The organism is Halomonas sp. LC1, from assembly GCF_030247125.1.
GTDB lineage: Bacteria > Pseudomonadota > Gammaproteobacteria > Pseudomonadales > Halomonadaceae > Vreelandella.
This window is the reverse complement of sequence record NZ_JASSPG010000004.1, coordinates 106,359-119,492: the sequence shown is the minus strand read 5'-3', so window position 1 is coordinate 119,492 and position 13,134 is coordinate 106,359. Positions and strand designations below refer to the sequence as shown.

At 58.6% G+C, this 13,134-nt stretch carries 11 protein-coding genes and 1 pseudogene; 9 read left to right on the top strand and 3 right to left on the bottom strand.

The window, feature by feature from the left end; all coding sequences use genetic code 11:
- Positions 1-22: 22 nt before the first annotated feature.
- The gene (gene cobO / locus QIT27_RS08085; protein WP_159342592.1) at positions 23-622 is read right to left on the bottom strand and encodes a cob(I)yrinic acid a,c-diamide adenosyltransferase; all 600 of its coding nucleotides are present in this window, start codon (positions 620-622) and stop codon (positions 23-25) included.
- 210 nt (positions 623-832) lie between these two features.
- Here cobO and QIT27_RS08080 point away from each other — a divergent pair, with 210 nt between their 5' ends.
- From QIT27_RS08080 to QIT27_RS08065, 4 genes are all read left to right on the top strand, one after another.
- Positions 833-1,318, top strand: coding sequence for a YajQ family cyclic di-GMP-binding protein (locus QIT27_RS08080; protein WP_159342591.1), 486 nt, complete (start codon positions 833-835; stop codon positions 1,316-1,318).
- Between the two features lie 78 nt (positions 1,319-1,396).
- Positions 1,397-4,027, top strand: a complete 2,631-nt coding sequence (gene pepN / locus QIT27_RS08075; RefSeq protein WP_285263417.1) for an aminopeptidase N — start codon at positions 1,397-1,399, stop codon at positions 4,025-4,027.
- A 40-nt stretch (positions 4,028-4,067) separates the two neighbouring features.
- The gene (gene yegS / locus QIT27_RS08070) at positions 4,068-5,027 is read left to right on the top strand and encodes a lipid kinase YegS (protein ID WP_253015945.1); all 960 of its coding nucleotides are present in this window, start codon (positions 4,068-4,070) and stop codon (positions 5,025-5,027) included.
- A gap of 30 nt (positions 5,028-5,057) precedes the next feature.
- On the top strand, positions 5,058-5,864 hold the full coding sequence (locus QIT27_RS08065) for a prolipoprotein diacylglyceryl transferase (RefSeq protein WP_285263416.1): 807 nt from the start codon (positions 5,058-5,060) through the stop codon (positions 5,862-5,864).
- 62 nt (positions 5,865-5,926) lie between these two features.
- Here the strand turns inward: QIT27_RS08065 and QIT27_RS08060 are convergent, their stop codons facing one another.
- Positions 5,927-6,130, bottom strand: a complete 204-nt coding sequence (locus tag QIT27_RS08060) for a cold-shock protein (protein WP_044630763.1) — start codon at positions 6,128-6,130, stop codon at positions 5,927-5,929.
- Between the two features lie 133 nt (positions 6,131-6,263).
- On the opposite strand from QIT27_RS08060, the gene QIT27_RS08055 reads away from it, so the two are divergent.
- Positions 6,264-6,920 (top strand): LysE family translocator, encoded by a 657-nt coding sequence (locus QIT27_RS08055; protein WP_159342590.1) that lies wholly within the window; start codon positions 6,264-6,266, stop codon positions 6,918-6,920.
- Between the two features lie 39 nt (positions 6,921-6,959).
- Here QIT27_RS08055 and QIT27_RS08050 read toward each other — a convergent pair.
- Positions 6,960-8,908, bottom strand: a pseudogene (locus QIT27_RS08050) (transglycosylase SLT domain-containing protein).
- A gap of 116 nt (positions 8,909-9,024) precedes the next feature.
- Between QIT27_RS08050 and QIT27_RS08045 the strand changes: the two are divergent.
- The 4 genes from QIT27_RS08045 to sixA all read left to right on the top strand — a co-directional run bounded on the left by QIT27_RS08045 (position 9,025) and on the right by sixA (position 13,094).
- On the top strand, positions 9,025-9,372 hold the full coding sequence (locus QIT27_RS08045; RefSeq protein WP_159342588.1) for a YkvA family protein: 348 nt from the start codon (positions 9,025-9,027) through the stop codon (positions 9,370-9,372).
- Positions 9,373-9,470: 98 nt separating this feature from the next.
- The gene (gene htpG, locus QIT27_RS08040) at positions 9,471-11,375 is read left to right on the top strand and encodes a molecular chaperone HtpG (protein ID WP_285263415.1); all 1,905 of its coding nucleotides are present in this window, start codon (positions 9,471-9,473) and stop codon (positions 11,373-11,375) included.
- Positions 11,376-11,503: 128 nt separating this feature from the next.
- Complete coding sequence (locus tag QIT27_RS08035) at positions 11,504-12,595, top strand: NAD(P)H-dependent glycerol-3-phosphate dehydrogenase (RefSeq protein ID WP_285263414.1); 1,092 nt, start codon at positions 11,504-11,506, stop codon at positions 12,593-12,595.
- Positions 12,596-12,599: 4 nt separating this feature from the next.
- Complete coding sequence (gene sixA / locus QIT27_RS08030) at positions 12,600-13,094, top strand: phosphohistidine phosphatase SixA (protein ID WP_285263413.1); 495 nt, start codon at positions 12,600-12,602, stop codon at positions 13,092-13,094.
- Positions 13,095-13,134: the final 40 nt, after the last annotated feature.

Below are 13,134 nucleotides of genomic sequence, written 5' to 3'. Positions count from 1 at the left end.
GCTTGGCCGCCCTTTTTCGTGGCTAGAAATCGATGCCGCGTCGAGCTTGAAGCCCGTTGTTGAAGGCGTGGCGGACCTCCTGCATGTCGGTCACCGTGTCTGCCATGGCGACCAGTTCGCGGTGGGCATTGCGTCCAGTGATGATGACCGTTTGTTCCCGAGGTCGATCCAGCAACGCCTGTTTGACGGTGGCGATGTCGAGATAGCCAAATTTCAGCATGTAGGTAATCTCGTCTAGTACCACCAAATAGGTCTCTGGATCTGCCAACATTCGTTGCGCCTCTTGCCAAACCTCCTGGCAGGCTGCGGTATCGGCTTCGCGGTTTTGGGTATCCCAGGTAAAGCCGGTTGCCATGATGGCGACGCTCAAATGGGGATCGTCTTCTAGCCGATTGCGCTCACCACACTCCCACAGCCCTTTGATGAACTGCACCACGCCCACTTTGTATCCATAGCCCAGCGCGCGGGTGACAGTGCCCCACGCGGCGGTGGTTTTGCCTTTGCCGTTCCCCGTGTTGATCAGCAGCAGACCGCGCTGTTCGGTGGCGTTGGCGACTTTTTCGTCCACTCTTGCTTTGAGCTTTTCCATGGACGCTTTATGGCGGGCATCGCGATCACTCATTGTCTCTCCTCGTTGAAAGGCGTCAGGGGTAAGTCAGCAGGTTACGCCAGAGATGCACAATTTAACATCGCCCTAAAACGTATTTGTATAACTTTTTAGGCGCTCTGCAGCGGCCTTGCAGAGTTTATGTGCAGCTTTTGCCAAGAGAATTGGCCGGTTGGGTGCTTGCTGCTCTAGAATGGTGGGTCATGTCTTGTCAGGAACATTGTCATGCCCTCATTTGATATTGTGTCAGAGTTCGACCAGCACGAAGCCGCCAATGCGGTGGACCAAGCCAATCGTGAAGTGCAGTCACGCTTCGACTTCAAAGGCGTCGATGCCAGCTTCACGTTGGAAGGCGATAAAGTACAGCTCGAGGCCGAGGTGGATTTTCAGCTCAAGCAAATGCTGGACGTATTGCGTAACCGCCTGATTGCTCGCGGTATCGATGCGCGTTGCATGGATGTCAAAGAGGCTGTGCTGTCGGGCGTCAAGGCGCGTCAAGAGGTGGTGTTGAAGCAGGGGCTCGACCAAGCTGAAGCCAAAGACGTGGTCAAGCGCATCAAAGCCAGCAAGTTGAAGGTGCAGGCTCAGATTCAGGGTGAAAAAGTGCGCGTAACGGGCAAAAAGCGCGATGACCTGCAGAGCGTTATGGCGCTGCTGCGCGGTGAAGAGGGGCCCGACTTGCCGCTGCAGTTCGACAACTTCCGCGATTGACGATCATAAGAAATGTTCACTGAGTAGCGCAGCGTTTGCGCTACTCGATTACTGAAAAGCTTACAGGAGTTTCGCACTATGTCTGATCCGCAGCCGGTTTATTTAAGCGACTACCAGCCGCCCGCCTACCACGTGACCCATACCGAGCTGACGTTTGATCTTGACCCCACCGAGACCCGTGTGAAAGCACGCCTGACCATGCAGCGCCACCCAAGCGCCGACGCCTCTGCACCGCTGGTGCTCAATGGCGAGCACCTATCGCTGCGCGCGCTTGCCATCGATGGGCAGGCATTGAGCGACACCAATTACCAGCTCACCGATGAGTCGCTAACGATTGCCCGCGTACCGGCGACCTTTACGCTAGAAAGCGACGTTGCGATATCGCCCAGCAGCAATACGGCCCTGGAAGGGCTTTACCAGTCGAACGGCATGTACTGCACCCAGTGTGAAGCGGAGGGTTTTCGCCGCATCACCTATTACCCGGATCGCCCCGATGTCATGGCCACGTTCAAGGTCACGGTCATCGGTGATGCACACAAAGAGCCGGTACTGCTTGCCAACGGCAACCCCATCGCGCAGGGCCAGCTAGAGGGCGGTCGGCACTTCGTGACCTGGGAAGATCCGCATCCCAAGCCCTGCTACCTGTTTGCGCTGGTGGCAGGCGACTTGAAGAAAGTCGAAGACCACTTCACGACCATGAGTGGCCGCGACGTGACGCTGCAGCTCTGGGTAGAAGAAGAGAATCTCGACAAAACCGACCATGCCATGGCCTCACTCAAGCGAGCCATGCGCTGGGATGAAGAGACGTATGGCCGTGAGTACGATCTGGACCTGTTCATGATCGTGGCGGTAAATGATTTCAACATGGGCGCGATGGAGAACAAAGGGTTAAATATCTTCAACTCTGCCGCTGTGCTAACGCATCCCAAGACTGCCACCGATGCGGCGTTTCAAAACGTCGAGGGGATCGTTGCCCACGAGTATTTCCACAACTGGTCGGGGAATCGCGTTACCTGCCGCGACTGGTTCCAGCTCTCGCTAAAAGAGGGCTTCACGGTGTTCCGCGATCAGTGTTTCTCTGCAGATACCAATTCAGCGCCCGTCAAACGTATCCAAGACGTGTCGTTTTTCCGCACCGCCCAGTTTGCCGAAGACGCAGGGCCTACGGCACATCCGATTCGTCCGGATCACTACATCGAAATCACCAACTTCTACACCCTGACCATCTATGAAAAAGGGGCAGAAGTGGTGCGCATGCTCCGCAACCTGCTGGGGTGGGAGGCCTTCCGCCGTGGCTCGGATCTCTATTTCGAGCGCTTTGACGGGCAGGCCGTGACGATCGAAGACTTCGTGGGCTGCATGGCCGAGGTATCGGACATCGATTTAAGCCAGTTCATGCGCTGGTACTCCCAGGGAGGCACGCCGGAAATCGATGCCCACGGTGAGTACGACTATGCCAATGCCGAGTACCATTTGACGCTACGTCAGCGCACGCCAGCCACGCCCGGACAGCCGGACAAACAGCCGCTGCACATTCCGGTACGCATGGGCTTGGTGGGCACCAAATCCGGTCAGGACTTAACGCTCACGCTCGACGGCAATAAGATCGGGAAAGACGCGGTCATTCACCTGACCGACGATGAGCAGACCTTCATCTTCACGGAAGTGGCCGAGGCGCCCGTGCCGTCGCTACTGCGCGATTTTTCCGCACCGGTGAAGCTGCACTACCCGTACTCCCGTGAAGACTTGGCATTTCTGTTGACCCACGATAGCGATGGTTTTAACCGTTGGGATGCGGGTCAACGATTAGCGATGCTGGCATTGGATGATCTGATTGCGGCCCATCGTAACGGCGTCGAAAAAGTGATGGATGGCCGGGTAGTCGACGCGTTCCGTACGCTTTTGACCTCTTGCATGGACGATAAAGCGGTACTGGCCGAAATGCTGACACTGCCTTCGGAAGCCTATATCGCCGAACAGCAGCCAATCGTAGACGTAGATGCCATTCACGCTGCCCGCGAGTTCGTGCGCCAATCCCTGGCGCTGGCGCTGCGCGATGAGTTTCTTGCCGTCTATAAAGCGAACGGTAGTGAAGCCCCCTACGCCCCGACGCCTGAACAAATCGCGCAGCGCAGTCTCAAAAACGTGGCGCTCTCGTATCTGATGTCCATCGAAGACGAAGAGAGCGTAGCGCTGTGTGAAGCGCAGTTTGCCGCTGACCACAACATGACCGATGTGCGCCACGCGCTGACGCTGCTCGTTCACAGTGATCGTGACGACGTGTCGACGCCAGCTTTGAAAGCCTTCGGGGAAACCTGGGCCCACGATCCGCTGGTGATGGATCAGTGGTTCACGATTCAGGTATCGCGCCCGCAGCCCGACGTATTGGAGCGCGTGGAGTACTTGATGCAACACCCCGCGTTCTCTATGAAGAACCCCAACAAGGTGCGTGCTTTGATTGGCGCCTTTGCGCAAAACCGGGTCAACTTCCACCGTCTGGATGGCAAAGGGTATGCGCTACTGGCGAATGCGGTGATCGAACTCAACCGACTCAACCCTGAAATTGCGGCGCGGTTGATTACCCCCTTGACCCGTTGGCAGCGGTTCGATGAAACACGCCAGCAGCTCATGCGGGCCGAACTCGAACGGATCAAACGAGAGCCGCTATCGTCCAATGTGTTCGAGGTCGTCGAAAAAGCGCTGGCATAAGGTGTAGCCAGTGAATTAACCATGGAGAGGGACGTCGCCGGTGACAGATTCACAGCAGTGTTATTTACTGATTATCAACGGTAAGTCTGCCGGAAATCCGGCGCTACGCGACGCCGTCGAGGCGCAGCGCAAGGCAGGGACGCCCATTATCGTGCGGGCGACGTGGGAGGGCGGTGATGCCGCCGAGTTTGCGGCGCAAGCCCCGGATTTGGGGGCAACGCGCGTCATCGCCTGCGGTGGCGATGGTACAGTCAACGAAGTGGTCAACGGCCTCATGCGCCTGCCCCACGACCATCGTCCTGCCCTGGGTGTCGTGCCGCTGGGCAGCGCTAATGACTTTGCCACATCGGTGGGCCTGCCTTTGGAGCCGGATCAAGCGCTAACGGCTGCCCTGGAGTTATCACCGGCGCCAATCGATGTCATCCGCATGACGGCAGAGGCTGGTGGTGAACAGTCGGTGTGCTATTACGTCAACATGACCACCGGCGGTTTCGGCGCGGAAATCACGTCGTCCACGCCCAAGACGTTGAAGCGCATGTTGGGAGGCGGAGCCTACTCGTTGATGGGCGCGCTCAAGGCGTGGCGACATCGCAGTTATCGCGGCACGCTGCACTGGAGCGACCATGAGCAGGCAGCGTCGCTGTTGCTGCTGGCGCTGGGCAACGGGCGGCAGTCTGGGGGTGGGCAGGTCCTGGCTCCCCGTGCCAAGCTCGATGATGGTCGGTTGGACGTGCTGCTGGTGAAGGATTTTCACTCGGTGACGGAACTACCAGCGCTGCTCGGCGAGCTTCAGCAGTTTCCGGCAGAAGGGCGCTATGTGCGCTACTTTACCGCTAGCCAACTGACCGTCACGACTCAGCCCGATGATGAACCCTGGCCGCTGACGCTGGATGGTGAAGCCAAGCGCTACGAGCGATTTAGCGCGGAAGTCGTTCCCCTGGCGTTGAAAGTGCTGCTGCCAGAAGACTGCACGCTGCTCTCCGCCCACGACCGCCACTAATGAATTTGACTCGTTAAGGAGCATCACTCGATGACGTACCGTGTATGGATGCCGCTATTGGCCAGTTTGGCGCTTTTATTGAGCGCCTGTGGCGATAGCCAAGAGGAGGCTAACGTCCTGCCTGAGGAGAACGCTGCCGAGCAGACCAGCGAGCCATCGGCCAGCGAGCCTGATGAGAGTGGCGATAGCGTAACGCCTTCCCCCACGCAGGCGGACGACGAAAGCGAAGCGCAACCAGCGTCTGACGCACCAGAACAAGCCGATGACGGAGACGACGCGCCGTCCGACGTCAATGCATCGACATCGGAGGCTTTACAGGCAGACGAAGAGACCCTCGCCGCCGATCCTGATGAAGCTCTGGACGAAGCCAGCGCGATGCCCGGTGAAACGACCCGTTCAGACGTAGACGACGTGATCGCTGAGACCGAACGTCGTTTCGAAGAGGCGCAGCGCCAGTTGGAGCAGCAGTTCCAAGAAATCGAACAGCAGTCTCCTGAGCTGACCCCCATGGAGAGCGATCCAATCGAGCCAAGCTGGGAGCGCGATAGTAACCTGCCCGAGAGCTCCTCACTAGAAGGTGAATTGGAAGCTCGGGATGTGGATGCACTCATCGAAGATACCGAGCGTCAGTTCGAAGAAGCCCAGCAGCGTTTAGAGGAGCAGTTCCAGGCACTGGAGAACGAGGAACCCCTGAATGGCGCGACGCTGGAAACGGACGAGCGACAACATCGCGATCTCGGCGACGATCAGCGCCTGGAAGAGCGTTCTGACGAGGGCGATAGCGACGAACAAGAGGCCGAAAGTCCTACGGACGTCACGAGAGATACATCGTCCTAAGCACTAACATCTCAACAATAAAAAAGGCCCGCATCGGCGGGCCTTTATCCATTCGGTGCGAGTTACGCAACGCGAATGTTGGAAGCCTGAAGGCCTTTTTTACCCTGAGTCACCTCGAAGCTGACTTTCTGACCATCTTGCAGGGTCTTAAAACCTTCAGCTTGAATTTCGGAGAAGTGGGCAAAGAGATCGTCACCGCCGTCATCGGGAGAGATGAAGCCGTAACCTTTGGTGTCGTTGAACCACTTGACAGTGCCAGTTGCCATCGTTCATATCCTTAACGTGCTTAATGATTGAGCAGGCGACTCAGTGCCGACCTGCCAAATCCACTTTAGAAGCAAATAATCAGCACGTCCAGTGACGTGGTTAAGATTCTTTATCACTCAGAGAGCCAAGTTCATGATGGAACTCAACCTGATCGACGCGCAGTTCATTTCCTTCGTGGTGGCGATCACGCTGCTCTCGATAAGTCCCGGCGTCGATACGCTTTTAGTGATTCGTAATACCGCACGGGGCGGCATTCGCGACGGTATTGCGACGAGCGTGGCCATTTGCTGTGGTTTGTTCGTTCATGCCACCGTCTCGGCATTGGGTATCTCCTTCATTTTGTTGCAGTCGGCCTGGGCGTTCAACATGCTGAAGTTGGCAGGGGCGGCGTATTTGATTTGGCTAGGGGTCACGAGCCTATTGGCAGCCCGCCGAGGAACGCCGCTTCCGGTGAAGGGCGTAATGAATGAGGCGGTGTCGGTACCGCTCTGGCAACCGATCAAAGAGGGGCTACTGTCGAATGTGCTGAACCCCAAAACCGTGGTGTTCTACATGGCGTTTTTGCCACAGTTCATCGCGCCCAGTGACCCTGCGCTGATCAAGTCGCTTTGGTTGGCAGGCGTGCACTTCGTGATTGCCAATATTTGGCAAATCAGCGTCGTGCTCATGGTCGGTGGGGCGAGTAAATGGCTGGCCAGCGCACGCTTTGCGCAAACCTTGAATGCGGCCACCGGCGCGGTGTTGGTGGTTTTTGGCGTGCGACTCGCCCTAGAACAACGCCCGGTATAACCGGGCGTTGTGGGGGGTAGCAAAACGGGTAGGTAAAGGTTAGCGCTGTACGAGGGCCCGGTCGTAGCGCACGGCCTGCTCAGTTTCGTTGAGTAGCGACACTCCTTCGCTGCTGCCGCCATTGGCTAAGCTCTCAAAAATGACGCGATAGCTCAGCACCGCCTGGACGTAATCGCGTGTTTCGCGAAACGGAATGCTCTCCACGAAAAGGTCGAACGACTCCATGCTGTGGGTGCCCAGCCACTGGTCGACTCGGCCAGGGCCTGCGTTATAAGCTGCCGTGGCGGCGAGACGGTTGCCCCGGTAGCGGTTGAGCTTGTCGCGCAAATAGGTGCTTCCTAGGCGAATGTTGAGTTCTGGTTCCAGCACGCCGTATGGGCCAGGGTCGTTCAGCCCTAATTGGCGGCTCACCTGTGTGGCCGTGCCAGGCATCAATTGCATCAAGCCACGTGCTCCGGCAGGCGATAGCGCCACCGGGTTGTAAGCGCTTTCACGACGCGTAATGGCCATGAGTAGGTAGGGGTCCACACCGGTCTGCTGGCCCCACTGCATGAAGCTCTCCCGATAGGCGGGGGGAAGCGCCACTCCAGTGTGTCCCACATCTCGCCTGCAATGGTGGTTTGCACCAAGCGGGCGTACCACTGCTGATGGGCGGCGTAGTCGGCCAGGGCGCGGGCTTGCTGGGGCGTGCCCTGTTGAACGGCATAGAGCCACTCGCTATTGGCCAGTCCCTCTTCACCGATTCGCAGCAATGCCTCGGTCCGCTGCACGACCGGTAGCCGTGCCGTCTGCTCCCGGGTAGTGTCATCGAAGTGATGGCGCTCGTGGTTGAGCCGATACGGCTGACCGATTTTATCGGCGGCGGCGAAGCCATAGAAACTGCGATCAGTGGCCGCTTGCTGATAACGCGCTGCGGCTGCGTCGCGATTGCCGAGCTGCTCGTTGGCACGGCCCAGCCAATACTGCCAGCGGCTGCTCGTTTGCTGGCTCTCGGGCATTTCAGCAATCCAGTGCATGACGTCGGTCCACTGACGGTCCGCCAGGGCGCGCCGCACCCGTAGCTCCAACACACGCTCGCTGTCGAGCGAGGGCAAGACGCTATCCACCCACGCCAGCGTGCCAGGTACGTCGCGCACGAGGGCGTAAAACGCGAGCTCTTCATCGATGACTTGGCGCTCTGACGGCGTCAGTTTCAAGCGAGGCGAGAGCTGTTGCCAGGCGGCGAAAGCAGCAGGCGTGTCGTCCCGGGTCAGGCGCTGCATGGCGGCCTGGTAAAACGCTGCCGTGGCTCTGCACTCTGGGCCTAGGCAGGTGGGGGCGCTCGTGATGGCGCTGGGAGTGTTGCTCACCGTCTCCACTGTGTCGAGGGCCGTTTGCCACTGGTTGCTAAGCAGTCCACCCAAATAGTTGCTCAGCCGTGTTTCGCCCGCTTGCCAGGCCAGCATCTTACGCTCCCAGATGGCCGTCGCATCGATCGTGCCATCGGCCCGTAAACGGTCGAACAGTGGATCACAGGCGTCCGGTTGCGAACTGCCCACCCGCCACAGGGCCAAGCCCGCCTGGCGTGAGCGCTCTGGCTCGCGGTCGAGTAGCGCGGTGTAGTAGTAACACTGGCGCGCCGTTCCGGCGGGCTCGCCATTGGCGACGGTGAGTAGATCGCCGTAGCGTCCCGCATGACCATAATTGGCAATTGCCTGGCCGCGCATCCACTCCGATAGGGGGGAGTCCGCATGCTGATCGATGAATTGCAGTACTTGGCTGGCGGCCACGTTGGGCAACTGGTTACGTAACCGGTGATACGCCACGTAGCCGCTGAGAACGTGCCCTTCGATGGCGCGCTCATCGATGTGTTGCCACTGCTGCTGGCGAGCGGCGTTCAGCGCATCGCGCATGGCCTCATCGGACGCCGCCCAGGCACCGGTGGGCAAGCCGATGATGACCGCTGCGCACAGAGTGCGAAGGGTAGAACGAAATGGCGTAGCCGGCATGGCACTCCCTCTTGCTCGCTGTTGGGGTAAAAGGCGCAATTGTGAACTATACGGACAAGTGAACTATACGGACAGATGGTGTTCTGACAATCGTGACACTTGGAGGATTCGATACGATGGCACGATTATCCGCTTGGGGACTGTTTCGTCGACTAAAAACGCGTGTTTGGGCGGTGAAGCGTATTGCCCGCGCGCTAACACTCTTTTTGCCGATGACTCGCGATGTGCTGAAGGGCGACTTCAGGCCGATTCCTTGGTCTGCGTTTGGCACCATGGCATTGGCGCTGGCGTATTTGGTCATGCCGTTCGATTTGATTCCCGACTTCTTGGTGCTGCTGGGCGTGGTCGACGATGTCTTGATCGTGGGCTGGTTACTGAACCGCGTCGATATGCACTTGGCCGACTACCGCGCCTGGAAGTCTGAAACCGCAGCCGCCGGCGCTTCTTCGCATACACCTTCTTGAAATCCCTTCGCTTATCCCCATATTGATCTCACCATCTTCTCTGCTCCTGCCGATAGGCAGGGGCGTTAAGCAACATGTGATCAATGAGGGCTAAGCGCATGACCACGGCGACCCACGAAGAAACTCTTGGCTTTCAAACGGAAGTTAAGCAGCTCCTAAACCTGATGATCCACTCCCTGTACTCCAACCGGGAGATTTTCCTGCGTGAGTTGATTTCCAACGCCGCAGACGCCTGCGACAAGCTACGCTACGCCGCGCTCGACAACGACGCGCTCTACGAGGGCGACAGCGAGCTGCGTATCGAGATCGAGCACGACCGCGACGCCAACACCATTACGCTGCGTGATAATGGCATTGGCATGAACCGCGAAGACGTCATTGCCAACTTGGGCACCATTGCGCGTTCAGGCACGGCAGAATTCCTGAAGCAGCTCTCCGGCGAGCAGCAAAAAGACGCCAAGCTGATCGGTCAGTTCGGGGTTGGTTTCTATTCCGGTTTCATCGTGGCCGACGAAGTGGCCGTACGTACCCGTAAAGCGGGCACGGCCGCATCGGAAGGCGTCGAGTGGCGCTCCAAAGGCGAAGGCGAGTTTACCGTTGCCGATATCGAGCGTGACGTTCATGGCACGGAAATCACCCTGCATTTGAAAGACGATGCAAAAGAGTTCGCCGACGACTACCGCCTGCAAAGCTTGGTACGCAAGTACTCTGACCACATCGAAGTGCCGGTGCGCATGCCCAAAGTCGAAACCGCCAAGGATGACGACGGTAACGAGATCGAAGGTAGCGAAGTGACGACGTGGGAAACCGTCAACGAGGCCACCGCGCTGTGGGCTCGCCCCAAGATCGAGGTCACCGAGGACGAATACAAGGCGTTCTACAAGCACGTTGCCCACGACTTCAGCGACCCGCTCACCTGGAGTCACAACAAGGTCGAGGGCAAGCTCGAGTACACCAGCCTGCTTTACGTGCCGGGCCGTGCGCCGTTCGATATGTTCGACCGTGACGGCTCTCGTGGCGTCAAGCTCTACGTGCAGCGCGTCTTCATCATGGACGATGCCGAGCAGTTCCTGCCGCTCTACCTGCGCTTCATCAAAGGGGTGCTGGATACGCGTGATTTGTCGTTGAACGTCTCCCGGGAGCTGCTGCAGCAAGATCCCAAGGTCGACAAGATCAAAGGGGCGCTCACCAAGCGCGCGCTGGACATGCTCAAGAAGCTGTCCAAGGATAGCGAGCAGTATCAAACGTTCTGGAACACCTTTGGCAGCGTGCTGAAAGAGGGGCCGGGTGAAGACTTCGCTAACCGCGAGAAAGTCGCCGGCCTTCTGCGTTTTGCCTCTACCCATACCGATACCGCCACGCAAGAGCACTCGCTGGCCGATTACGTCGAGCGTATGAAAGAGGGGCAGAAGAAGATCTACTACGTGGTGGCGGATAGCTTCAACGCTGCGAAGAACAGCCCGCATCTGGAGATCTTCCGCAAGAAAGGCATTGAGGTGCTGCTGCTCTCTGACCGCATCGACGAGTGGCTGATGAGCCATTTGACGGAATTTGACGGTAAGTCGTTTGCCGATGTGGCGAAAGGTGAGCTGGATCTCGGGGATGTCGAAGACGAAGCCGAGAAAAAAGCGCAGGAAGAGACGGCCAAGGCGAAGGAGGATCTCGTGAAGCGCGTCAAAGAAGCGCTAAGCGACGGTGTTCAAGAGGTGAAAATCACTCATCGTCTCACCGATTCCCCTGCTTGCGTGGTGCTGCCCGAGCACGAAATGGGCTATCAGATGCGTCGTATCATGGAAGCGGCCGGTCAGAAATTGCCGGACGTGAAGCCCATTCTTGAGCTCAACCCTAACCATGCCCTGGTGGCGCGTTTGGAAAATGCGCAAGGTGATCTGTTCGGCCAGCTAGCCCATATTTTGCTGGATCAGGCGATCATCGCCGAGGGCGGCCATCTGGACGACCCGGCGGCCTACGTGAAGCGCCTCAATAGCGTGTTGACGGCCTAATGCCTTAAGCTCGTCAATGGCGGCCCGCTTGGTTTACCAAGCGGGCCGCTTGTTTTGTTAAGGTCGTGCTTATCAAAATGGGTGGTGAGCAGGCCCACCATTACGTAGAAGAACTTCAGGACATGGCTATGGCAGAGCAGCAAAGTAATGTCGCGGTGCTGGGGGGCGGGAGTTTTGGCACCGCGCTGGCCAGTATCGCTGCCGACAACGGCGCTAACGTGCGTCAATGGATGCGCGATGACGCGCTGGTCGCGCAGATCAATCAGGAGCATCGCAACGGGCGCTACCTGCCCGACTATGCGATCAATCCAGCCGTAACGGCATCGACCGATTTGAAAACGGTGCTGACGGGCGCTGAACTAGTGCTGATTGCCATCCCGTCGAAAGCGTTTCGCGCCGTGGTGCAAGCGGCCAAAGCCTGGCTGACGCCCGAGCAAATTCTGGTCAGTACCACCAAAGGGATCGAGCAGGATAGCTTTTTACTGATGAGCCAGGTGCTGGAGCAAGAGACAGGCTTTCCTCACATCGGCGTCATCGCCGGCCCTAATCTGGCCTCTGAGATCGCCGACAAGCAGCTGACCGCCACGGTGATTGCCAGTGCCGATGCGCTGACGCGCACGCGGGTGCAGCAAGCGTTGGGTTGCCGCTACTTCCGGGTCTACGCCAGCAATGATCGCCATGGGGTCGAGCTGGGCGGTGCGCTAAAGAATATTTATGCCATTGCGGCAGGCATGGCGGCGGCGTTGGGGATGGGGGAAAACACCCGTAGTATGCTGATGACCCGTGCCCTGGCCGAGATGAGCCGCTTCGCCGTTGCCCAGGGGGCCAATCCCATGACCTTTTTGGGGTTGGCGGGCGTTGGCGATCTGATCGTGACCTGTTCGTCTAACCTATCGCGCAACTACCGCGTCGGCCATGCGCTGGGCACGGGGCTTGCGCTAGAGCAGGCGGTAGCCGCGTTGGGGCAGGTGGCCGAGGGGGTCAATACCGTCAAGCTGGTTTGCGCCAAAGCCCGGGAACTGGGTGTTTATATGCCGTTGGCGGAAGGTTTAAATCGCGTGCTTTTCGATGGCGTGCCTGCGCCGGAGATGGCGGGTACGCTCATGCTGGGAGAGCAGAGCAGCGACGTGGAGTTTATCCTGCCCCGAGAAGCGGTTCAGCAGGCGCATCGTGAGCAGGCTCATCAGGATCAGCAAGACAGCGGAGGTCGCCATGAATAGCGGCATGCAGGATTCTTTCAATAGCGTACTGATCATGCGGCATGGTGAAGCCGCTCAAGGCTTCCCTGATCACGCCCGCCCACTCACGCCGCGCGGCGAACGCGAGGCGGAGACGATGGCACGCTGGCTGGCATCGCGCATCGAGCAGGGCGCGCTGGCGCGGCCGACACTTTACGCCAGCCCCTATGTGCGAGCACAGCAAACCGCCCAGCGCATCAGCGATGCTCTGGGGGCGCCGCTCAATACGCTGCCCTTCATTACTCCGGAAGACCCGCCCGGCGATGTGAGCGAGTGGCTGCTCAATCATCCTTTCGACACGCCGATCATGCTGGTCAGCCACATGCCGTTGGTAGGCGACTTGGCTGGCCTATTGGTCGAAGGAGCGCCGAGCCAAGGCATCGGTTTTCCCACCGCAGCCATCGCCGAGTTGGAGGCGGACGTTTGGGCGGCTGGTTGCGCTCAGCTCAAGCGTTTTACGCAGCCCAGTCAGCTCACCTAGTGTGAGCCAAAAAAAGCGGCTGCCGAAGCAGCCGCTGTTG

Excerpts from the sequence above, each read along its gene's own strand:
- cobO (WP_159342592.1), bottom strand. The coding sequence starts at position 622 with ATGAGTGATCGCGATGCCCGCCATAAAGCGTCCATGGAAAAGCTCAAA.
- QIT27_RS08080 (WP_159342591.1), top strand. The coding sequence starts at position 833 with ATGCCCTCATTTGATATTGTGTCAGAGTTCGACCAGCACGAAGCCGCC.
- pepN (WP_285263417.1), top strand. The coding sequence starts at position 1,397 with ATGTCTGATCCGCAGCCGGTTTATTTAAGCGACTACCAGCCGCCCGCC.
- QIT27_RS08065 (WP_285263416.1), top strand. The coding sequence starts at position 5,058 with ATGACGTACCGTGTATGGATGCCGCTATTGGCCAGTTTGGCGCTTTTA.
- QIT27_RS08060 (WP_044630763.1), bottom strand. The coding sequence starts at position 6,130 with ATGGCAACTGGCACTGTCAAGTGGTTCAACGACACCAAAGGTTACGGC.
- QIT27_RS08055 (WP_159342590.1), top strand. The coding sequence starts at position 6,264 with ATGATGGAACTCAACCTGATCGACGCGCAGTTCATTTCCTTCGTGGTG.
- QIT27_RS08045 (WP_159342588.1), top strand. The coding sequence starts at position 9,025 with ATGGCACGATTATCCGCTTGGGGACTGTTTCGTCGACTAAAAACGCGT.
- htpG (WP_285263415.1), top strand. The coding sequence starts at position 9,471 with ATGACCACGGCGACCCACGAAGAAACTCTTGGCTTTCAAACGGAAGTT.
- QIT27_RS08035 (WP_285263414.1), top strand. The coding sequence starts at position 11,504 with ATGGCAGAGCAGCAAAGTAATGTCGCGGTGCTGGGGGGCGGGAGTTTT.
- sixA (WP_285263413.1), top strand. The coding sequence starts at position 12,600 with ATGCAGGATTCTTTCAATAGCGTACTGATCATGCGGCATGGTGAAGCC.